Here is a 21,564-nt window from a genome sequence, read left to right on the forward strand (position 1 = left end):
AAATTTCTCCTGAACGCCTAAACCAAAAGAGGTCTGACCCTTTGGTGGCAAGTCGGTTTCAGTGGTGTGGTCGCCTCACCGAATTGGGTCAGACCCCTTTTCGGTTCGGCATGGAGTGAGGCGAATATGGGTTCGCGAGACAGTTCAGTCGCTGGCGTCGGCGTCGGTATCGGTGGCAGTCGAAGCTGCCCCTGGCTCTTCAGCGTTTCCCGCGACTGGTTGCGTCGCGATGACTCGCGATCGCTTGGTTTGAAACGGATGGACATCCTGATTCTGGATCGTGGCAACGACCATGAAACGTTTCGAACTGACTGCGGCCGCGTCATCCTCAGCCGCCTCAATCTCGACGCGGGCAGTGGCGTACGACTCCAAGGCTGCGCCGAGTTCCAGCAACTCACCGGTGTAGTCAGGATTCTCGGTAACACTGCGATGGACATGGCGAACGCCAGCGTCGAGTAGCAGGCGAGTTTGTTCGAGCTGCCAATCGTGATTCAACTGTCGCCGTGCACGCAGACTCCGCTGCATGGCCAGGCCAGTGATCGCCGAGGCAATGCCAAGGCAAACCAGCACAGCAAGCAGGACGGCGCCGCTGCGACGCATGCGTTCGTTGCGGGAATATCCAATCATGAGGAACCTCCCTCGTCCGGCGTCGCAACGAGATCGCTCGGTGCGGCCAACCACCGCCCTACCTCAGCACGAATCGCCAGGTCTTGCGGTGAAGACGAACCTTCGTCTGCCCCCTGATGATCGGCGATACCCGATTCATTGGCTCGATGCCGATAGACAACGAGTGAAACCCATCGGCGAGACTGGTCGAGTTGCCATTCGACAGCCGCCTGGTCGCGCAGTGCATAGGTCTCTTCACTTCGCACGCTCTCATCGCTCGAGCTGGACTGACTGCGGCGCACCACATGGTCCTCGATCTGGTAACGCACGCGGATGCCGTCGATCGCAAAGTCGACCTGGGCGCCGTCACCGGCAATGGACTGTGCAGCATGAGCGTCATCGCGAAACTGGCGACTCAGACGCATCAGGCTCTGATGATGACGTTCGTGCCCCCGCAACACCGACGCCAATTGGATGGATTGGTGAATCCAGCCGACCGCAATGACAAGCAATGTGGAGGAAACGGACAGGATGACAACGGTCTCGATGAGCGACGATCCACGGGACACCGGAATGCGTCTCTGAAATTTGGCTCGTGATGGCTGGGCATCTATCATGGCGACACCTCGTCGAAATGGATCCAGCCCACCAAACGTGCTGGCCGGATGGGATGAGCTGCCTTCCAGCTCAGCGTCAGAACAATGCGTTCACCAAACTCGTCCTCGATCCGCTCGCCGGTGAGTTCGGCTCGATCCAGGCTGGCAGCGACCGCTGAGGAGGGCATCAGTTCTTTCAACGCCTCGTCGATCTCGTCGGCGGGCAACTTCGTGATCGATTCGAGTGTATTGGTTAGCTCACTCATCGCGATTCGTTGATGAGCGACATCACTCCACAACCGGCCGACACGGACTGCCATCGTGGTGACGGTGCTCATGGCAACGAGCAGGATGGAGGCCGCGACGACGCACTCGATCATCGTGATGCCCTGGCGGCGATCGCGGCGGTGCCTGGTCGCGGACGACAAGGATGGATCAGACTGAGTCAATCGATATGCCTCCTTCATGCCAACGCTCCGACAAGACTGTAGATACATGAGAACATGCCCACGGCAGCCAGCATCACGATTGCTGCGAGTATCAAGAGCAGGACCATGGAGACCGAGCGGACAAGGAACGCCGACCGGAGATTCGCCCAGACGCTGCGTTGTTTTGCTGAACGACGCAGCAACCAAGCCTGGGTGAATCGATCCTCGGTGAGTTGCAGCGCTTCCCCATTGGCGGGACTGACGAAATGGCAATTGGCCAATGCCTGCCATTCGTTTTCGCCGCGGTCGATCGAGCGGGAAGCATCGATCAGGCGGCGGCGAATTCGGCTGACAGGATGAACCCGCGCCAGCGTAGCGATGCCCGCACTGAGCGGACGGCCCGATTGCAGGGTCACCGACAGCAGATCGAGCAGCTGGGCAGCGGCTTGCGGCATCCGGCGACGAAGGCCGAGTGGCCACTTCACGCGATTGAAGAACAGGGGACGAACGAACAATGCCATCAGGTACAACACGAACCCAGGAATGATCAACCACGGGAAGTACTGACCAATCGCCATGAACCATGTCATCGCGGCCGGGATTGGAACTTCAAACTCCTCGAACATCTTCACAAACGTTGGCGAAATGAAGAGCATGAAAAAACTGATCACTAGCGCGGCGATCAGAAATCCGCCAGCGGCCTGGATGAACTGCGTTTCGATTGAACTTGCGCGTGCCTCCAGCATCGGATCGGCAACGGCATCGCTGGCAATCAGAGATTGCAGAGTTTCAGGATACGTGCCGGTTTCTGTGCCCAGTCGCAGCAGCAATAGCGCCGCCGGATCGATGGCCTCGGGGGTTTGCTCGAGAGCATCGACAACGGGCGTTCCATCGGCCAGCAAGCGGGCAACCTGGCGTAGCACGCGGGATCGCCTGTGTGAAAACTCGACAGCGAGTCGATCTACCATCGCGGCCGGGTCGAGCCGCCGACGCTGCGACATCAACAGCACGCGGACGAGCGCACGCTCGTGTGGAGCCGTCACCTGAAACGAATGGGAAATGATCCGGTTCATGACAGCCCCGTGATAAGTTGAACCAAGGGGGCGAACAAAGCCGTGACAATGAGCCCGACCGAAATGAGAACGCCCATATACAAAACTTGCGATAGACAACCGAAAGATCGCGTTGACCCCGGTTGCGTACGATCCCAATAAATCTCGGCAATATCACGGAGAATGCCGGCTTGATCCAAGCTCATCGCAGCGCCGCGTGAGACGCCTGCCGTCGGTGCCGGGGAGGGACTTTCCAGCGCAAGGGTGTCGGCGAGCAATTGGCAGCGAACGCCCCGGAAATGCGTCAGGCCCACGAACGGGTTCCTGCCCCTGCGAAGCTCCTGCGCCCAGAACTGACTGTTGCGTTGCAGCCAATCACGCATACACGAATCTCCCGCGATCTCAATGGCGTCGGCCTTGTCCAACCCCGCCCGCATCAACAACGAGACATGCCAAGCCCAATCGCCACACACACCTCGCGTCGAACGGAAACGGCTGCCGCCCACGCTAGCACTAGTCGATTCGGTGGGCGGACGGGATCGGAGATAGAGGAACAAACAAACGCATAGCAAGATCCCGACGAGCCACACATAGGTCCATGGCGACCGCGCCGCATCGGAGATCATGAAGAGAAACTGCGTGGAAGCGGGCAGGGTCAGTCCGAATTCGTCGAACATGCTTTTGAACGTCGGCACCAACAGAGCACTCGTCAAAAACAGAATCATGCCACAGGCCAACAGCACCAGCAGCGGATAGAAGAGCAACGTAAACAGACGCTGCCGAGCAGCCTGCACAGGCAAATGGGTGAGCAACACACCATTGACCGCATGTTCGATGCTGACATGCAGATCATCTTCGCACTGGTCGACACCGTCCGCCTCATCATTGCCTGTTTCAGACATTCCTTCCTGGCGAGCGGTTTCTTGTTCTGGATTCGAGCGTGTGTCGTGCCCCACGACTGGTGAATCTTCGTCACCTGAGCGCCCCGCCAACGTCAGAAAGATCTCCAACGCCATCGGGTTTTGCAGGATATCGGAATCCTGTTTCGCGAACGCAATCGCATCGGCCAGTCGCAGTAATTTTTTCCGTGCACGACCTGAGAAACGATCGGCGGTCGAGGTCAACGCCAAGACGATCTTGTCTCGCACGGGCAGCCAATCGCTAATCCAGGTGACTGCGGCGACGGAGTTTTCTGGTTTGGCAGTCATGGCCACATCCCCGTCTCGGTGGAAATGGTTGCTAGGTCGTGGATCAGCATCACCAGCGGGCCGAACAGCACCAGGCCGTATAGCAGGACACCACCGCCGCCGAGCACCGCGATCAGCAGCATCGGTAGACTGATTCGCAGTCGCATCAAACGGTGGGCGGCAAGGGATGCTGCACTGTTGGCAACGAGCGACCACCCCACGCGGCGGACCCGGGTCACACTCTGTTTTTCGTTCTTGCTACGGGGAGCCTCCCGCTCATGGTCGTCTTCGATGCGATCGTCACGTCGCCGCCAGATCGCTTGCTCGATCCGGGCTCGAGTGACTACCTCGCGAGCATCGCGATACCGGCGCCCACCCAACAGGTTCGCAATCGCAGCGGAACCGCGAGCGGACAGACCGAGCAGGATCAATGCCAGCACTAGTAGCGGCAAGGTGACCAGGAGCCAGCCCAGCCTCGGTATCGCCAACCACGATGGGGTTTGCTCGACGGACGGCAGCAGCGTCAAGTCGGCTCGAATCGCGGCCAGGCGGGGCAGTGAGAATTCGGAGAAGATCGCAATCCCAGCGGTGGCGACCACCGTCATCGCAGCCAAGTAGAACCAGACCGGGCGGACCGTCCCCGCCAGATCCTGCGTGACGGCGCGCCGCACCGTGAGGGCATCGAGCACGAGATCCATTCGCTCGGATTCGGCATAGCCGACATAGGCGGACCAGTATCCGGTGGGCAGCCCCGGCACGACGCCTCCGATCGAAGAAACACCGGCCGAGGCAACACCGGCCGACGCACTGTCTTTCGACGCACTGTCTGCCGTTTGTTGGCCGCTGGGATCAAAGCGTTCTGGGGCGAGCGGGTGCGATTGCACCCATTCGCTCAGCAACGGTTCCAATCGGTCCAGTTTGGCGAGGGTCGCGGTGCCACCAAGAGTACGGTCCTCCGGCGCAGGTACCGACTCAGCACTGGCCGGGACTTCACCCAGGTCAAGCCGAGCACCGGCAACCACAGCGGCGCGAAGAGATTGGTGAAATAGATGCGGCCGATCGGACTCGCCGCCAGCTGCCTTGAACGCATCGCTCATCGCTGGGTTCCTTCAAGCTGCGAGTTCGGTTGCCGCGTTGACGAGTCGCCCGGGCGACGTCGCCAATCGTAAATCACTTCCGTCAACGCCCATTCCCAGCCGATCCCCTCGATATTGGCCCGCCGCGACGCTTGCTCATGCAGATCGCTGGCCGATCGGCCGTGCGGCGCGACCTGCACTCCGATCTGCCCAACCACCAGCAGCAGCCAGGCGACGGTGGTCGTGAACACGACGCCGCCGACGAGACGCTGCCACAACCGGCGTCGTTGCCGACGCTCGTCGACTTGCTCGAGGATCCGCGCTCGGAGTTGATCGCCGGGACGGACATAGTCACCGGCATCGCGGATAAGATTTTCGATATCCCCGTGGTGTTGGTTGAGCGGATCAAGCATGGCTCCGCCCCCGTTCCTGCCCGTTGAAATGGGCCGCTTCGCCAAGCTCGCCGCTCAATCGATCACTGAGTTTGGCCACGGCGTACCGATAGCGGCTCGCCGCCGTGGAGGGAGTGATTTCGAGCACCGCCGCGATCTCGGCGAAGGTCATCTCCTCCCAGATCTTCAGCACGACGACTTCACTCTGCTGAGTCGGCAGCGACCGCATCGCACGCCAGATAGCTCGGTAGCTTTCCTCCCGCTCGAGCTCGTCAACGCGGCACCGGGTCAGCAGGTCGCAGAGATCGCCAAACAGGTTCCAGCGTGGTCGACGTCGGAGGATGACGAGTGATTCATTACGAACCATCCGCAATAGAAACGCCCAGGGATCTTCGCATTGATGCAGCCGCCCGGGCTGGGCAGCCACCTTGACGATCGCGGCCTGCACGGCATCTTCGGCGTCATGCTGGTTTCGCGTGATGGTGGTTGCATAGCGAACCAAGCGGAGTGAGGTCAGATCGATGAGGCCACTGATCGCGTCCTCGCCCAATTCCGCTAGCTGGCGAGCGCTCACACGGACACGCTGCGTGAACGAAGCAAAAGCCGAGCACTGGCTAGCAGTTGGGGAGCCTGAAACAGGCGACGGCGGTGGATTGAAGTGGCTCATCACCCCTCAAGATGCGCTCAAGGGCAGCATTTGTCTATTTCTTCACGATTATTTTAGAGAAAGTTCAACCGAATACTCGGCAGGCCGAGCGTCTGGGGAAAACAAAGTGGCCCTGTTGGTTTGCAGAGGCCACGATCGCCCCGGTTGTCCGCTGGGTCCGCTATCGATGTCGCACGTTGACAATCTCGCAGGGGAAGTCGATACTCCCGACAACGATACTGGGTGCCGCGTCGGCCGAGTTGGTCCGGCGCGAAAACAGGGAACTTCGGTGGAATTCCGAGACGGCCCGGCCGCTGTATCCGACGCTTCGAGCCCACCATTCTCACTTGCTGTGGTGGCTCGAACCCCACTCCTCCCTCTTTGCCATTGCCGAAATTGTTCGGCGAGAAGGCCGGGGGTGCGGATTGCGTCGGGAGTCAGAAGACCTACCTGGTATCGGGCGTTAAGCGAGGAGGTGGGTGTGCTATGACGGCCACTGACAACCACGCAGGGACCTTCTTGGGCGAGGTCGGCGTCACGAACCCGTTTCGTTTCCGCGTCGATCGACTCCTCTGCTCCCGCTGCGCTGCGGTAGGATGGGCCGGATCGCTCGCACGTCCCCTGTTGGCTATGCCCACTCCATCGAACCAATCGGCTGCAGGCACCCTCGCGGTCCATCGGGCTGCCTCGAGCGAGCCCCCTGTCGCAACGCGGCGGCGAGCTTTCACCTTGGTGGAACTGCTCGTGGTGATTGCCATCATCGGGGTACTCGTCGGCCTGCTGTTGCCGGCGGTCCAAGCGGCACGTGAAGCGATGAGACGAGCCTCCTGTCAGAATAATCTGCACCAAGTCGCTTTGGCTCTGCATAACTATCACTCGGCGATGAGCCGCTTCCCTCCCGGGGCGATCGAAGTCCGTCCCCAGGTGGCCGGTGGAAAGCAGTTCGCATGGTCCGCCTTTGTGTTGCCTTATCTCGAGCAGAGCTCGCTCGCCGAGCAGATCGATTACAGCCTCCCGTTTGATGATCCGGTCAATGCAGCAGCGGCTCAGACCGGGGTCAAGGCGTACCTCTGTCCGAGCACGCCACGGCCCGAGCCTCGACGAGGTGGTTTGGGGGCGACGGATTATGGCGGCGTGTATGGCGAGCGAATCGTCACCACCAACAATCCGCCTCGGGGCATGATGATCCACGACCGCGCCCTCGGTTTTCGTGACATTCTCGACGGCAGCTCGCACACCATCATGGTCACCGAAGACGCAGACTTCCCCGATGGGCAGTGGATCAATGGTCGTAATCTGTTCGATCAAGCCTTTGCTCCCAACGCGGCCCCCGCGTTTGAAAACGACATGCGGAGCTTCCATCCCGGGGGCGTGATGACGCTCTTCGCCGACGGCTCGACCCGTTTCATCGTCGATCAGATCGACATGGAAATCCTTGCTGCGTTGTGCACCCGCAACGGGCACGAAGTAACGCAAGACTATTAGCCCCCAGGCGGTGCCTCCCACCGTTGCCAGCATATTTCCCAGCACTCTCTTCTCGAATCACGACTCGATTTGCTCACACCTATGAACTACAAACAATCTCGTCAGATTGCCCGTCGACGCATTGGCCGTCGACTCCTCGTTGAATCGCTCGAAGGCCGCCGTCTATTGGCTGCGGGACCGTACGCACCTGCCGCTGGGCAACCTGATTCGACAGCGATCAGCAACGACGATCCCGCCTTCGTCGGCTGGGCAACGGCCGTTGCCGACTACACACCGGACAGTGACGTCGACGACGTGTGGACGGATGCTTCTGAAGCGACTGGCCCCGCCGAGGGAAACTATGATTCGATCGTGTCGCTCGGCCGTGGCGGTTCGCTAACTCTGACCTTCGACACTCCCATTCGCGATGGACTCGGAGCCGACTTCGCGGTCTTTGAAAATTCAATCAACGACACGTTTCTCGAATTGGGTTTTGTCGAAGTCTCCTCTGATGGCGTGAACTACTTTCGCTTCGATTCCGATTCCCAGACCCCATCGGCTGTTTCGAGTTTTGGGGCGGTCGATCCGACCAATATTCACAATCTCGCGGGCAAGTATCGCCGCGGTTATGGCACCCCCTTCGACCTGGCCGAACTGCGAGGCGAGGCCGGCCTGGATGTGACGTCGATCCAGTACGTGCGATTGGTCGACATCGTTGGTGATGGGCTAACCAATGACGCATCGGGCGATCCAATCTACGATCCGACACCCACGTTCCAGTCCGCTGGTCTCGATGTCGATGGAGTAGGAGTGATTCACGCCGCTGAGACGGCAGACGCGATCGTCGACTTGGAAACCCTCGGCAGTGGGCTGGGCGGTTCCTCGTTCGACAATGGCGCCAATGCAGGCGGTGAATTCAGTGAAGAGGAGATCCTGCTCAACAACAACTACTCGTCGCAGTATCAAAGTTGGGCGGGATGGTCGATTTCGCAGACCACCGACACGACGACAGCGGGCTACACCAACCAGTACTCCAACATCACCGGCGGCGGCGTTGACGATTCGGACACCTACGCCGTTGGATTCTTCGATCCGTCGCCCAACGGCGCCCTGCCGGCGCCCGCACTCACATTGGATCCGGTTAGCGGCTCGCGTTTTGATTCGCTGTACGTGACCAATACCACCTACGCGGTCCTCTCGATGCGAGAGGGCGACGGCTTTGCCAAAAAGTTCGGTGGCGTCAGTGGTGACGACCCTGATTTCCTGCGTTTGACGATTACTGGTCTCGATGCAACCGGCAGCGCGGTCGGCGATGTCTCGGTGATGCTGGCCGACTACCGTCCAACGGACAATTCGGAAGACTTCATCTTGGATGCGTGGACTCGTGTCGATGTCTCATCTTTGGCCGATGCCCGGTCGCTACAGTTCACGATGGAATCGTCCGACAACAGCCCCTTTGGCATGAACACGCCTGCCTACTTCGCCGTTGACAACGTGGCTTTGCAACGCCCGCTGGTTCCGTTGGATCTATCGAGCCCCACGACCGTTGAGGACAGTAGCGTGGTCGGACGTGTGTCGCGGCCCACGCTCGATACGTCGGCACCCGTGACGGTAGCGATCGAAAGCACCGGTAGCGACGAGGTGACCTTGCCGGCATCCGTCACGATCCCGGCCGGTGAGGACTATGCGGAGTTCCAGATCGCGCCCGCCAACGACGCGATTCCGACACCGGACCGAGAGGTGCAGATCACCGCGTCAGCAGATCTGATGTTGCCATCGACCCGCTCGCTCGTGATCCAAGACGATGAGGTGCTGTCGATCACGTTCACACCCTCGACGATCAACGCCACCGAAGGCGATGGACCGAGCGGCGCGACGTTGACGCTCACCCGCAACGACGCCGATATCAGCACGCCCCTGGCGGTGACGCTCTCACATGACGCGACCGAGCTGCTCACCATTCCTACCACCGTGACTTTTGCAGCCACGCAGCGAGAGGTCACGATTCCGATCAACGTGCTCGACGATGAGATCGCCGGCGACGGGCAGACGATTGCTGTGCGGGCCGAGGCGGAAGGGCGTGCCCCCGCGGAATTGACGATTGAACTCGCCGATGACGACCTCCCGGCGTTGCGGATGGCCCCCACCACGGTGAGCGTGAGCGAAGAGGAACCGGCGACGACCCGCACGGTTCAGATTTATCGCAATACTGCGGATCTCTCCAACGCCGTTACGGTGGCTCTCGCTCTACCCGATGGCGCCCCGCTGACGATCCCAGCTGAGGTGACGATCCCTGAAAACATGGACTCGGTGAGCTTCGATATCGGGGTAGTCGACGACTCCTTGGTCAATGAACTGCCGGTCTACCGCATTGCCGCCAGCCGTGCGGGGTTCCTCTCGGCGTCGTTGGATGTCCAGGTCACCGACAACGATGGGCCGCCACCCGGCTTGACGGTCTCCGCCCCCGAGACGGGACTTTCTGAATCGGATGCTGTTTTCGTTAGTGATTTCGAATCGCTCGGTTCGGGATTGCTGACCGGTGAGTTTGATAACAGCGCGGGTGCGAGCGGCGCGTTCGGAGATGGCGTACTCGAGTTCGAGAACACGTTTGACAATTCGTTTGGATTCGATGTTTGGTCGGGCTTTGCGATCAGCCGTGGTACCGATTCGCAGACCCCAGGATTCGGTAACCAATACTCTTCCCTCGCCGGTGGTGGGGCCGACGGTTCGAGCACCTACGCGATCGCATACGCCGGCTCGCCCGCTGTCGTCAGCCGCGAGAACACAACCGCGAATTTTTCAACGATCGATGTGACCAATACCACGTATACCGGCTTATCGATGCGAGACGGTGACGACTTCGCGAAGAAGTTTGGTGGTGAGTCGGGAGACGATCCTGATTTCCTTCTGTTGACCATTGATGGGCTCGACGAAAACGGAGAGTCCATTGGCGAGGTGCAAGTTTACTTGGCCGACTATCGCTTCGAGAACAATGATCTGGACTACATCCTTGAGGACTGGACCACGATCGATGTGGGCGGCATCGGCCACGCCGAAACGTTGTCGATGCAGCTCACATCTTCGGACAATGGCGATTTCGGCATGAACACACCTGCTTATCTCGCAGTCGACAATGTCTTGATGGAGCCTGAAACCTCGTCGCTGCCGACGATCACGGTCGCTCGGACGGGCGGCGATACGTCCTCGCCGGTCGAGGTCAGTCTCACTGACGACCGCAACGAGATGCGGTTGCCGCCTCAAGTGACGATCCCCGCCGGGGCGACCGAAGTCAGCGTGCCCGTGCAATGGCTCGATGATGCGATTGCCCAAGGCGATCGAATTTGGCAAGTCGACGCGTCCGCAGACGGGTTCACCTCAGCGAGCGAGTCCATCGTGCTGCGTGATGACGACGAACCGGCGCTGTCGATCACACCCTCCGCGGAACAACTCAATGAATCCGCTGGACAGCAGACGATCGGTTTCGAAGACGTCGGCGGATCCCTCGACGATGAGTCCTTCAACAACGGTGCCGACGGACGGGGCGGATTCGCGTCGGGCTCGCTCGAGTTTTCGACCGCTTACGACCCCACCTTCGGTAGCTGGAGTGGCTGGTCAGCATCGAACGTCACCGATGTCGCGACGGCGGGATTCGGCAACCAGTTTTCAGCGTTTGCGGGCATCGGCGATGAAGTACCGGGCGGTGGAGCCAATGAGTCCGCCACGTATGCTGTCGCGGGCGGCTACGGTTCGTCCCCACTGACGATTGCGCTTCCCGATGGCTTCGAGGGTGCATCCTTTGGTTCGATCGACATCACCAATACGACCTACACGGCGCTATCGATGTTGCAGGGTGACGCGTTTGCGAAACAGTTTGGAGGCGAGAGCGGTGACGATCCCGACTACTTCCTGTTGACGATTGACGGCGTCAATGATGTCGGCGAGACAGTTGACTCGATCGACTTCTACTTGGCCGACTATCGTTTTGATGACAACTCGCTCGACTATGTCGTCGCCGACTGGACCACGGTCGATCTCACTTCCCTGACGGGAGCGACCAGCCTGCAATTTTCGATGTCGTCGTCGGACGTCGGCGACTTCGGCATGAACACTCCTGCTTTTTTCGCCATTGATGAACTCGTGATCGATCGCGACGCCGATGCGTCGCCGTCTCTTGTGGTTGCCCGCAATTCAGCCGACCTCAGTGAAGCGGTTACCGTGACGCTCGATGCGGATCCAACCACGTCGCTGTCCGCACCACCGAGCGTAGTGATCCCTGCGGGCGCCGATCGAGTGCGTGTGCCACTCTCACTCGTCGATGATGCCGTTTATCACGGTGATGAAACAGCGACATTCACAGCGTCGGCAGAAGATTTTGCAAGTTCCGCGACATCCATCGATGTGCTCGAAGACGAACTGCCGAGAATCGTACTCGGTGGCGCCGAAGCAAATATCCCACTCGCCGAAGGTGGGGATTCCCAGTCCTTTACCGTCAAACTGCCTTCGGCCCCAACAGGACCGGTTACCATTTCCATCACCGGTGGAGACGGGGCGTTGGATGTCGCGCCCGCGGAATTGACATTCGGCCCCGAGAATTGGGACCAACCTCAAACCGTCACAGTCGCCGGACGTCTTGACCTGCTGGCCGAGGCCGATCAAGTCATCCGCTTAGGCGTGAGCGACGGGTCGACCGACTACGCTCGGGCAGATGCGTGGATTCAGCTCGCCGATTACCAACCGGAACACCTCACCCTCGAAGTCGATGGTGATGCTGTGCAATTGATTGACGATGATCGCGGGTATGTCTTTGGCCAGTACACCGACGACGATCCCATCGCCTTCGCCCTGAGTGACCTGGCCCAACGACTCACACTCGAACCCCTCGGCCGCAGCGACGCCACGGTCAGCCTGGGTGGCGGAGACGATACCCTGCAGTTGCACTCGGCGGCATTTGACGAGATCAATGGTGGCGTTGGTTACGACGGTGCGGTGATCGCTCCAACCGACCTCGAGGATGGCGCATCGATCGACGTAGCCGACTGGCTAACGCAGCGACTGATCGGTTTTGAGGATATCGTCTTAGGATCTGCGGCAGTCGGTTCGGACACCTCTGCGATTCCCTTCACACTCGACGCTGACCAAATGCAAGCAGTATTCGATGGTGACTCACCACGCGTGAGTACCGCAGCAGACCAAAACTGGGATCTCATCGGCGAGTGGCAGATTGGCGAACCGACGATCGAAGGAGGCGTTTTCACCGGACGGATGGTCAGTGGCGACGCCGAGGTGTGGGTCGCGACCGATCACCCCTACCAGAACTTTGTCGACTACGCCGATGTCAATGCAGACGGCATCGTCACCTCAGTCGATGCACTCACGATCATCAATCGCATCAATGCGGATCCTGAGTTCATTCTGCCGCCGCCCACCTCGCCCGACGATTTCGACGGATTCTACTACGATGTCTCCGGCGACAATTTCGTCACGTCGCTCGATGCGTTGCAGGTGATCAATTGGCTCAACAGCCAAGATACGGCTGGCGTTTCGGACGATGATCCGCCGCAGGCAAGTCCTCAGACGAGCCGAGCCAGTGGCGAGGACGTCAACATGGCGGAATTGGCACGCCGCGATGGCGACGACAGCGATACAGACGTAGAATCCGAACCCGAGATGGTCATCACGGTGGAGGAGACCGCTTTGCCCGCAGCGACCACTTGGACGAGCCCCGCGTCGATTGCCCCTCAACGAGCAACAAATCGCGATTCAAAAACGATCGATCCTGCGGCCGTCGACGCCGTCATCGGTGACTTGGAACTACTATCGGCTTCGACCGATCTGGCAGTGTCGGAGCGACTCGCATGACACAGGCCTCCGTCGTCCGTTCGCCCTGCACAGGAATCTGCCTGCTCAACGAGCGTGAGATTTGCACCGGATGCCATCGTAGCCGTAGCGAAATCGGCCGTTGGTCGATTGCATCTTCGGAAGAAAAACGTTCCATTTTAGGGGCCGTCCGCTCACGACGCTTTGCGGCGATCACGACGCAGCCAACCAATGAAAATGTAAAACCTGACTAAGAATTTCTCCCCTCAATCAGTCCAACTCATTGAGAGCCTATCCGGATAGGGGTCTGACCCTCTCCAGCGAGGCTGTTAACAACCATCTCCAATGATTCGCCTCCAAAGGGTCAGCCCCCTTTTCGGATAGTTTTTTGAAAAGCAACCTCATGAAATCCCTTACCAATCCACTTCGCCGTTCAGTCTCGTCTGTTTCCCTTTCATCGCTAGCGCTCTTGTTTGCTGCTGTTGCGATTGCCGTGGCTGCCCGACTGCTGCCCCACCCGCCCAACTTCACACCACTGGCTGCGTTGGGATTGTTCGCAGGCGCTATGAGTCTTCGGCCACTCGTCGCGGCAACCGTGGTCGTGGCCGCGATGTTGATCAGCGATGCGTTTCTCGGCTTCCACCCGCTGATGCCAGTTGTCTACGCCTGCCTGCTGGTCAATCTCGTAATCGGATCGCGTTGGGTTCGCCAAGGCGACGATTTTCGCTGGGGGGCCGCGGCCTGTGGCCGAATTGCCACCGGCAGCCTGATCGGCAGCGTGCTGTTTTTCCTCGTCACCAACTTTGCAGTGTTCCTGAGTTCCTACCCAGCGACCGGTGGCGGGTTGCTGGCGTGCTACACCGCCGCAGTGCCGTTCTTCCAGTACACCCTGACCGGCGACTTGGCATACAGCGCCGTCTTGTTCGGAGCCTACGCGCTGTGCACAGCGAAATCCACTTCGCCAGTCTACTCGGCCGCCTAACAGCGTTCCGAGTCAGCCCCGCCGGTTCACCCCTTGGGTTTGCGAACCGTTTTGGTTGATTTTAGTTGTGATGATTTCTGGAAAGAACTTGAAAAATGCGCGACCTCCGCAGAGGCGAGAGGTGGCTGCGTTGGCAACAGGGTCGATGGTCGAATTCGCCCCGATGGCTTAGGATCTAGCGGGACAACCAAACTCCTACTGATCGTTCGTCCGCTGCTCCGATAGTTCCCGCTCCCGCCATTGAACCCCCCAGCCCCTTCGATGAGCCTCTCGCCCGAATCGCTGTTAGTCGTTTACTGCGTACTCATCATCATGGCCTCCATGATGGGAGGGCGGTTGTCGAAGCTGGTTCACATGACGCACCTGCGGACCCAACTGCTAATGAGTGGCGTCGCCGGTTTGATGTTGGGGATCGCCCTGCTGCATCTGCTGCCGCATGCCACCGAGGTGCTGGGGTCGCCATCCAAAGCGGGCGCCGCAGCACTGGCTGGCTTAGTCGCGATGTTTCTATTGATCCGGCTGTTCCATACTCACGACCACGGGTCCAAAGAAGCCTCAGTCGACAGCGGCGAGGGACCGGCGTGTGATCATGACCATTCCCACTCGCAAGACCACGGGCACTCGCACGATCACGGGCATTCGCACGAACATGCTCACCCCCATAAAGGGTTGAGCTGGACAGGCATGTTCTTCGGGCTGGCGCTGCACACGATGATCGACGGGGTGGCGTTGGCGAGTAGCGTGATCGCCGACGCTCACCACGGGGCGTGGCTAGGCTTAGCGGGCTTAGGAACCTTCCTGGCAGTGGTTTTGCACAAGCCGCTCGATGCTTTCGCGATCACGTCCGTGATGAGCAAGCAGGGTTGGTCCGAGCGTGCTCAGAGTATCGCCAATGCTTGCTTTTCCTTGGCCTGCCCCATCGGAGCCTTTCTGATGTATGTCGGTGCGACGCACTGGACCGACAGCACCGCCGTCCTCGGCTGGGGATTGGCCGTCTCGGCTGGATTCTTTATCTGCATTGCTTTGGCCGATCTCTTGCCGGAGGTCGCCTTTCACGATCACGACCGGGGCAAGCTGACAATCGCATTGTTGCTTGGCGTGGGGATCGCCGTGGCGTTGGAGAATCTACCGGGGCATTTGCATGATTCGGAGGATGGCCACGACCACACCTTCCCCACGATGGTTGATGACGCCGCGCCAGCAGACGAGGATCGCTAGGACACACCGCCGGTGCGCTGCGTCTATTCTCGGACATGTCTTTTCCGGTGGTGTTCGCTTGCCTTCAAACCACCGGCTATTTTCTTCCACGCCTTCGGCGCAGCAAAACGCGTGGGGGATCGACATCTCGTCGTCCCGTCCGCCACGGCAAAGCTTTTGCAGAACCTTGCCACTTATGGATCACGCGATGCTCAACGACCCAGCCTAGCGTCCACGCGCCCCGTCATCGGCGGCGCTCACGCGAGGTGACTCGATCACCCTTTGGCTTTGCACGATCGGTGTTGGCGTGTACTGCACCTGCCGGAGGTCACTGCCCGAAGGGGCTCCGTCGATCAGGCTCTGAAGTTTCATTTTCGCGGTGGGTTCGCCCTGGGCCTCTTCCGAGGGTGGGCTACCCCAGAACCAACGCCGGTCTTCGCTGCCCGCGATTTCCAGTTGGACAACGGGGTTTTGCCGTAGATCGCCGTGCACCCCGATGCTGGTAAGGCCAAGTTTCTCTCGGTAGGGGTGCAACAGGTATGCGAGCAAGGCAGCGGCTTGGACACGAGAATCGCCGAATTCGGCGCCCACACCGCCGGTGGGATAGGCCCCTGGAACAATGATGTGCAGATAGCCTTCGGTTTCAGAGCGAGAGAAATCGCTCGGCGGCAACAGAACGCCTTCCCCGTCGATGGCAAAGAATCCAGCGCCGTCGTGTTCGGGGTGCCGGCTGATCACGTGTACCATCGCGACAGGCTGGCGATACTCCAATCGCACATGGAGTCGGCCACCGGCAATTTTTCGCACGCCGACAACCCGACGAACCCAAGCATTCGAAGCGAATGCCGAGGCGACCTTCGCACAGGCCTGCTCATCCATGAGGGACAATTTATCCATCGCAGCGTCGCGATAGACCGTGGTGATGATATCCGAGCGAACGTACGTCGGTGGCGAGGTAACGTTGATCGCACTGGCTTGGACACCGTAGTACTTATGGGCGACGTACTGGCTGCCCCACTGTTGCCAGGCGGCATATCCAACGGCCAGCAGGATGGCGGGCCAGAGGATCGACAGAATGGCTGGCGCAGACACCAACGATGCGATCCAGCGAACCTTCGACTGCGCAGCATCCGCGTCGGAATTTCGGCGTCGTTTGCTCGAGGCGCGTTGGGGTGGTGTCGATTCGCTCACGTCGCGGCTCTACATCCTTGTAAGAAAAGCGACTCAGGTGGGGGTCAGGTTCACTGACTACCAAATCTGAAGGTTGAGTTGCAAGTCGATCCCGGTTTGCAAGAGAACCTGTTCGCGGACGCGGTCGATCAGCCGCAAGCACTGGTCGCTGGTCGCATTTTCGTGGGTGACGAGATACTGTGGCGCGGAGAGATCGAGTGAAACGTCACCCTCTCGCAAACCCGAGAGTCCCGTGTTGATGATCAAGTCTCGGGTCGAAATCGAATCGGGATCGATAAATGGCATCACAATCCGCGCCGTATCGGCTGGCCGTCGCTGGCCTCGGTGGATCCAGAGTTTTTGCATTCGTTTCGTCAGCCCATCGACCTCTTTCGGCTCCAGCTCGAACTCGATATTGAGCACGACGAACCCGTCGAGCGTCGAGTTCCGGTGCGAAAACCCAGCTTCTTCTGCCGAGATCGTTTTGGCTTGGCCGGATTCATCGAGGACGTCGATCGATCGCACGACCGAGCCGATATCGCGGCCCTCCGCCGAAGCGTTGCCGACCACAGCACCGCCGACGCTGCCGGGGATACCGACCAAGTGTTCGAGCCCGCCGAGACCCTCGCCGACCGTTTTGATCGCTGCGTGCGTGAGCTTGGCCCCAGCCCCGGCCCGGAGACAATTCCCGTCGATTTCCAAACCACTCGTGGCGGGGCCAGCGAGTGAAATCACGAGGCCGTCAAAGCCGGCTTCGCGAACGAGCACATTGCTGCCATGACCCAGAATCCGGATCGCGACCTCGTGCTGGCGGGCGGCCTGCATCAACTTGGCAATCTGCCCGACCTCGACCGGTTCAGCCAGAAAGCGAGCTGGGCCGCCGATTCCCAACCACAAGCGTTCATTGAGAGGTTGGTTCTCCCCGACGAGATGCTGCAATTCCGTGGGAAAGACGTCGGCGAGTGCGAGAGTGGATGGAGCAGACACGTGACAACGAACTCATGAAAGGAAAGGGTACGAAAGACCAAGCCGAAGGCTTATTCCGAAACCTGCCGCTGGGCCCAATCAGTTTGGCAGGCAGCGGCAAAATTGGCAATCGCGCCTCGGCCTTCGCCTATTTTTTGTTCTTGTTTTGCAAGTGCTCATACATATTGAATCGCTCGGGGAAAGCGACCCCGGTCTCGGTGGCCCAGCCCTCCCATTTCCCGATCATTTCACTTCGCAGGTCCGGCTTCTCCGCCGACAAATCGTGCAGCTCGGTCCGGTCGTTGGCGAGATTGTACAATTCCCACGGTTTCTTATATTCCCGGACGAGCTTCCAATCCTGCCAACGCACCGCCGCGTTCCCTTCGTGTTCCCAAAAAAGCGGTTCGGTGTGGATCGGCGCGTCTCGACCGGCGAGCAGCGGCAGCATCGATTTGCCCTTGGCCTCCGGCAACCCCTCAGGATACTCCGCACCGGCCAAGTCGATAACGGTGGCCATGATATCCTGCAGATAGGCAGTTTGGCGGACCATCGATCCACGCTGGGAAGCTGGAATTCCGTTGGGCCAATCGACGATCATTGGGGTGCAAGCACCGCCCTCGTGGACGAAATGCTTGTATTTACGATAGGGCGTATTGCATGCTTCCGCCCACTGCAGGCCGAGGCGGACCCCGTTTGTCGTCTCCAGCGGTGGATTACGCACTGTGTTTTCCCCGCCCGAGCCGAACTTACCACCTTCTTGGCAAGCCCCGTTGTCGGACATGAACATGATGATTGTGTTCTCGTCCTCTCCGGTGGATTCCAAAAACTCAACGAGCTTGCCGATGTTTTGGTCGATCGAATCGACGCAGCCTGCGTAGGCTGCCATGACGGCATCGAGCCGATCACGCTGTTTGTCGTTCAAAGATTCCCACTTGGGACCGTGATGAGGGGCCGGTTCGGTGGACGCGGCGAGCAACCCAGACTCCCGTTGCCGTTTCTGCCGCGCCTGCATGATCTCCCGCCACCCGGCAGTGTACTTACCACGATACTTTTCGAAATCCTCGACCTTGGCATTGAGTGGCCAGTGAGGCGCGTTGTAGGCCAAGTACAGAAAGAACGGTTCCTCGTCGACCTGATTGACCTCGGAGATGTATTCGATTGCTTTGTCGGTGAACGCATCCGTCGCGTACCATCCCTGAGGGGTAGCAACCGGTTCGTTGCCCTCAGTGATCGCACGATCTCCACCTGGCTTGAAGTAATTGATGGCGCCGCTGATGCAGCCATAGTACTTGTCGAAGCCTCGTTGCAAGGGCCAGCAATCTCGACTCTCCGCCCCGAGGTGCCACTTGCCTGTCATCAACGTGTGATAGCCAGCTGCCCGAAGCACCTCGGCCAGTGTCGTGCAATTCTCATTGAGATACCCCTGGTAGGGACCTTCGACACCCAGTGGTTTCCCGGGAGGAGCTGTCATGTGGCCGATCCCAACCTGGTGCGGTTGCAATCCGGTCATCAAGGCGGCTCGTGTCGGGCAGCACCTGCCCTGATTGTAAAACTGAGTGAACCGCAAACCGCTTTGGGCGAGTCCGTCGATGTGGGGCGTTTCAATCTCACTGCCGTAGCAGCCCAGATCGGAATACCCCATGTCATCTACCAACACAACGATGATGTTCGGGCGAGTCTCGGTGAGGCTGTTTTGTGTCGCAGCAGGTTCGTCGGCGGTCGCCAACGAACCGGCGAGTGAGGCCAGCACGATACCGAGGGAAACAATCGCTTTCATAAAAATCTTTGCGGCGAGGAGGGAGTGAGGCAGGAGGTGCAACGGCGTACTCGGCGTGATTACCCCGTCGTGTGGGAGCAATTGTAGACCAAACCTGCTCGTCCGGGTTGGCTGTCGCGAGCGAGTTATTTCGCAGTCGGTTTGAAGTGGAGTTTGCGCAGCCGACTCAACATCATCAGCCGGCTCTCGCCTCGCGCGTCGGTCAAGAGGACGAATTCGGGATGAATTTCGAGCGATTCCACCTCCAACGAACTGCTGCCTGTCGCGGTCCCCGGCGATGTTTCATACATGTAATCCACTGTCATATCGTGGAAATGACCGGGGCGAGACGGGCCAAGCAGAATCCAGGCAGCCCCCACCAACGCCGCGCCCGCCACGAAACCGAGGCACAGCGGCAGAAAGGGCGAGGGCTGGAGAGGCGTGGGGGTGTCCGTATTCATAATCTGATCGATGGAGTGTCTGGGCGTCGAAATTGGCTGTCCATCGTAGCCGTTTCTCATGCGCTGCTGATGCAACAGCGGAAAAATTGGGCTCATCCGACGGAAGCGTGCGCCCGAGGTTTTCAAGGCATGCCTCAAAAAACCTTCCGCTGTGCTCTGCGCACGCTTCCGTCGGATGAACCAAAAATTGACTGTTGTTCTGCTCCAAAGGGACGGATCCGGGCCAGCCCCAAGACCGATTTCGCCGTCTCCTCGGGGTCGCACTGGCGGGTCGTCGAGCGGGTGTGCTTGCATTTCTCGCGATCGGTGATCATTCTTACCGATCGTGCGTGATCGCCCCCGTAGCGGTCCCCGTTGCCGAAATATCTTACTTTCTATTTTGAGGAATTTCCCGATGCCCGTCCCTCGCCCGTTGGATCGTCGCCATTTTCTGCAAGCCGCCACGGGATTGGGAGGCGTCGCGATGCTGTCGTCATGGGGAGGCCCGGCTGGCGCGGCCCAATCACCCAACGAGCGGCCCGTCTTTGCCACCATCGGACTGCGAAACCAGGGCTGGACGATCACCAATAAGTCGACCAAGTTCGCTGACTTCGCCGCCTTTGCCGATGTCGATGCCAATGTGTTGGGAGCGACGAACGCCAAACTGGAGAAGAAGACCGGCAAAAAAGCGGATGGGTACGAGGACTACCGCAAGGTTCTCGATCGCGACGACATCGATGCCGTCATGATCGCGGCGCCGGACCACTGGCACACCAAAATCTCCGTCGAAGCGATGCTGGCGGGCAAAGATGTGTACTGCGAAAAGCCGCTGACGCTGACCATTGACGAAGGCAAGTTGATCGAAAAGATCGTCAAACAAACGGGGCGTGTGTTCCAGGTGGGAACGATGCAGCGAACCGAGAACAACCAGCGGTTCCTTAAAGCAATTGCACTGATCCGAGACGGCAGGATCGGCGTGATTCGCAAGGTGACCTGTGGAATCAACGGCGCCACCGGATCCCCTGTGATCCCGGCCGTCGATGTTCCCGAGGGCCTCAACTGGGACTCCTGGCTCGGCCCGGCACCGAAGGTGGACTACCGAGCGCTACCCGAGATGCGTAAGGGCTATGGTGGTGGTGTGCCGCGGTATACCAACTGCCATTACGCGTGGCGAAATTGGTACGAATACTCCGGCGGTCAGATGAACGATTGGGGTGCCCACCACGTTGACATTGCGACCTGGGCATTGGGCGCGGCCGATACAGGCCCGAATAAGATCACGCCGGTCAGCTATTCGCTGCCGGTCGACTACGAGAACGGATATTCGACGGTCGAGAATCAATACAATACGCCGACCAAGTTCGAAATCCACGCCAACATGCCTGGTGACATCCCGATGGTCATCACCAGCGAGGGAGACAACGGCATTCTGTTCGACGGAACGAAGGGGCGATTCTTCGTCAATCGCGGCAAACTCGCCGGCAAACCCGTCGAGGACCTGGAAAGCAACCCGTTGCCCGAAGGCGCCGTGGAAGATGTCTACGGCGGCCCTGTCAGTGAAAACCATACGGCCAACTTCATCGCCGCGATGGGAACACGTGATCAGCCAATCTCCGACGTTTGGTCGCACAACCGAATGCTCGAAACCTGCCACTTGGCGAACATCGCCATCCGCCTTGGACGCGAACTGAAATGGGATCCCACCCAGCGAGAGATCGTCGATGACGAACAAGCCAACAGCTTCCTCTCCCGCGAGAGCCGCAAAGGCTACGAGATCAACATGTAGGTC

At 59.5% G+C, this 21,564-nt stretch carries 18 protein-coding genes and 1 riboswitch; of the genes, 6 read left to right on the plus strand and 12 right to left on the minus strand.

Features of this window, described 5'->3' with window-relative positions:
• Positions 1 to 144 precede the first annotated feature (144 nt).
• Genes CA85_RS03345 through CA85_RS03380 form a run of 8 tightly spaced genes read right to left on the minus strand, consistent with a single transcriptional unit; the run spans position 145 to position 6,004 of the window.
• Positions 145 to 627 (minus strand): hypothetical protein, encoded by a 483-nt coding sequence (locus CA85_RS03345; RefSeq protein ID WP_146389828.1) that lies wholly within the window; start codon positions 625 to 627, stop codon positions 145 to 147.
• Positions 624 to 1,223, minus strand: coding sequence for a hypothetical protein (locus CA85_RS03350; RefSeq protein WP_186774714.1), 600 nt, complete (start codon positions 1,221 to 1,223; stop codon positions 624 to 626). The genes CA85_RS03345 and CA85_RS03350 overlap by 4 nt, the downstream gene beginning before the upstream one ends.
• Positions 1,220 to 1,669: a hypothetical protein gene (locus CA85_RS03355; RefSeq protein ID WP_246112451.1), complete on the minus strand. Its 450-nt coding sequence runs from the start codon at positions 1,667 to 1,669 to the stop codon at positions 1,220 to 1,222. Before CA85_RS03355 ends, CA85_RS03350 begins: the two co-directional genes overlap by 4 nt.
• On the minus strand, positions 1,666 to 2,703 hold the full coding sequence (locus CA85_RS03360; RefSeq protein WP_146389830.1) for a type II secretion system F family protein: 1,038 nt from the start codon (positions 2,701 to 2,703) through the stop codon (positions 1,666 to 1,668). The genes CA85_RS03355 and CA85_RS03360 overlap by 4 nt, the downstream gene beginning before the upstream one ends.
• On the minus strand, positions 2,700 to 3,890 hold the full coding sequence (locus CA85_RS03365; protein WP_146389831.1) for a type II secretion system F family protein: 1,191 nt from the start codon (positions 3,888 to 3,890) through the stop codon (positions 2,700 to 2,702). Before CA85_RS03365 ends, CA85_RS03360 begins: the two co-directional genes overlap by 4 nt.
• Positions 3,887 to 4,966, minus strand: coding sequence for a hypothetical protein (locus tag CA85_RS03370; RefSeq protein ID WP_146389832.1), 1,080 nt, complete (start codon positions 4,964 to 4,966; stop codon positions 3,887 to 3,889). Before CA85_RS03370 ends, CA85_RS03365 begins: the two co-directional genes overlap by 4 nt.
• Positions 4,963 to 5,358, minus strand: coding sequence for a hypothetical protein (locus CA85_RS03375; RefSeq protein ID WP_146389833.1), 396 nt, complete (start codon positions 5,356 to 5,358; stop codon positions 4,963 to 4,965). Before CA85_RS03375 ends, CA85_RS03370 begins: the two co-directional genes overlap by 4 nt.
• On the minus strand, positions 5,351 to 6,004 hold the full coding sequence (locus CA85_RS03380) for an RNA polymerase sigma factor (protein WP_146389834.1): 654 nt from the start codon (positions 6,002 to 6,004) through the stop codon (positions 5,351 to 5,353). The genes CA85_RS03375 and CA85_RS03380 overlap by 8 nt, the downstream gene beginning before the upstream one ends.
• Before the next feature lie 203 nt (positions 6,005 to 6,207).
• Positions 6,208 to 6,451, plus strand: a riboswitch (cobalamin riboswitch).
• Between the two features lie 18 nt (positions 6,452 to 6,469).
• Here CA85_RS03380 and CA85_RS03385 point away from each other — a divergent pair.
• The 5 genes from CA85_RS03385 (at position 6,470) to CA85_RS03405 (ending at position 15,464) form a co-directional block, all read left to right on the plus strand.
• A complete protein-coding gene (locus CA85_RS03385; protein ID WP_246112452.1) occupies positions 6,470 to 7,468 on the plus strand; it encodes a DUF1559 family PulG-like putative transporter in 999 nt (332 codons plus the stop codon).
• Between the two features lie 81 nt (positions 7,469 to 7,549).
• A complete protein-coding gene (locus CA85_RS03390; protein WP_146389835.1) occupies positions 7,550 to 13,306 on the plus strand; it encodes a DUF4465 domain-containing protein in 5,757 nt (1,918 codons plus the stop codon).
• Positions 13,303 to 13,518: a DUF1289 domain-containing protein gene (locus tag CA85_RS03395; RefSeq protein WP_146389836.1), complete on the plus strand. Its 216-nt coding sequence runs from the start codon at positions 13,303 to 13,305 to the stop codon at positions 13,516 to 13,518. Before CA85_RS03390 ends, CA85_RS03395 begins: the two co-directional genes overlap by 4 nt.
• 149 nt (positions 13,519 to 13,667) lie before the next feature.
• Positions 13,668 to 14,246: a DUF6580 family putative transport protein gene (locus CA85_RS03400; RefSeq protein ID WP_186774715.1), complete on the plus strand. Its 579-nt coding sequence runs from the start codon at positions 13,668 to 13,670 to the stop codon at positions 14,244 to 14,246.
• A 261-nt stretch (positions 14,247 to 14,507) separates the two neighbouring features.
• Complete coding sequence (locus CA85_RS03405; protein WP_146389837.1) at positions 14,508 to 15,464, plus strand: ZIP family metal transporter; 957 nt, start codon at positions 14,508 to 14,510, stop codon at positions 15,462 to 15,464.
• Between the two features lie 204 nt (positions 15,465 to 15,668).
• Here the strand turns inward: CA85_RS03405 and CA85_RS03410 are convergent, their stop codons facing one another.
• From CA85_RS03410 to CA85_RS03425, 4 genes are all read right to left on the minus strand, one after another.
• Positions 15,669 to 16,634 carry a cell division protein FtsQ/DivIB gene (locus CA85_RS03410; protein ID WP_146389838.1) on the minus strand — a complete coding sequence of 322 codons (966 nt, stop codon included), beginning with the start codon at positions 16,632 to 16,634 and terminating at the stop codon, positions 15,669 to 15,671.
• A 57-nt stretch (positions 16,635 to 16,691) separates the two neighbouring features.
• The gene (locus CA85_RS03415) at positions 16,692 to 17,600 is read right to left on the minus strand and encodes a UDP-N-acetylmuramate dehydrogenase (RefSeq protein WP_146389839.1); all 909 of its coding nucleotides are present in this window, start codon (positions 17,598 to 17,600) and stop codon (positions 16,692 to 16,694) included.
• 127 nt (positions 17,601 to 17,727) lie between these two features.
• Positions 17,728 to 19,356, minus strand: coding sequence for an arylsulfatase (locus CA85_RS03420; RefSeq protein WP_146389840.1), 1,629 nt, complete (start codon positions 19,354 to 19,356; stop codon positions 17,728 to 17,730).
• A 125-nt stretch (positions 19,357 to 19,481) separates the two neighbouring features.
• Positions 19,482 to 19,796, minus strand: coding sequence for a hypothetical protein (locus CA85_RS03425; RefSeq protein WP_146389841.1), 315 nt, complete (start codon positions 19,794 to 19,796; stop codon positions 19,482 to 19,484).
• A 394-nt stretch (positions 19,797 to 20,190) separates the two neighbouring features.
• Here CA85_RS03425 and CA85_RS03430 point away from each other — a divergent pair, with 394 nt between their 5' ends.
• On the plus strand, positions 20,191 to 21,561 hold the full coding sequence (locus tag CA85_RS03430; protein ID WP_146389842.1) for a Gfo/Idh/MocA family protein: 1,371 nt from the start codon (positions 20,191 to 20,193) through the stop codon (positions 21,559 to 21,561).
• Positions 21,562 to 21,564 lie beyond the last annotated feature (3 nt).

It is taken from the genome of Allorhodopirellula solitaria, from assembly GCF_007859855.1.
Lineage (GTDB): Bacteria > Planctomycetota > Planctomycetia > Pirellulales > Pirellulaceae > Rhodopirellula > Rhodopirellula solitaria.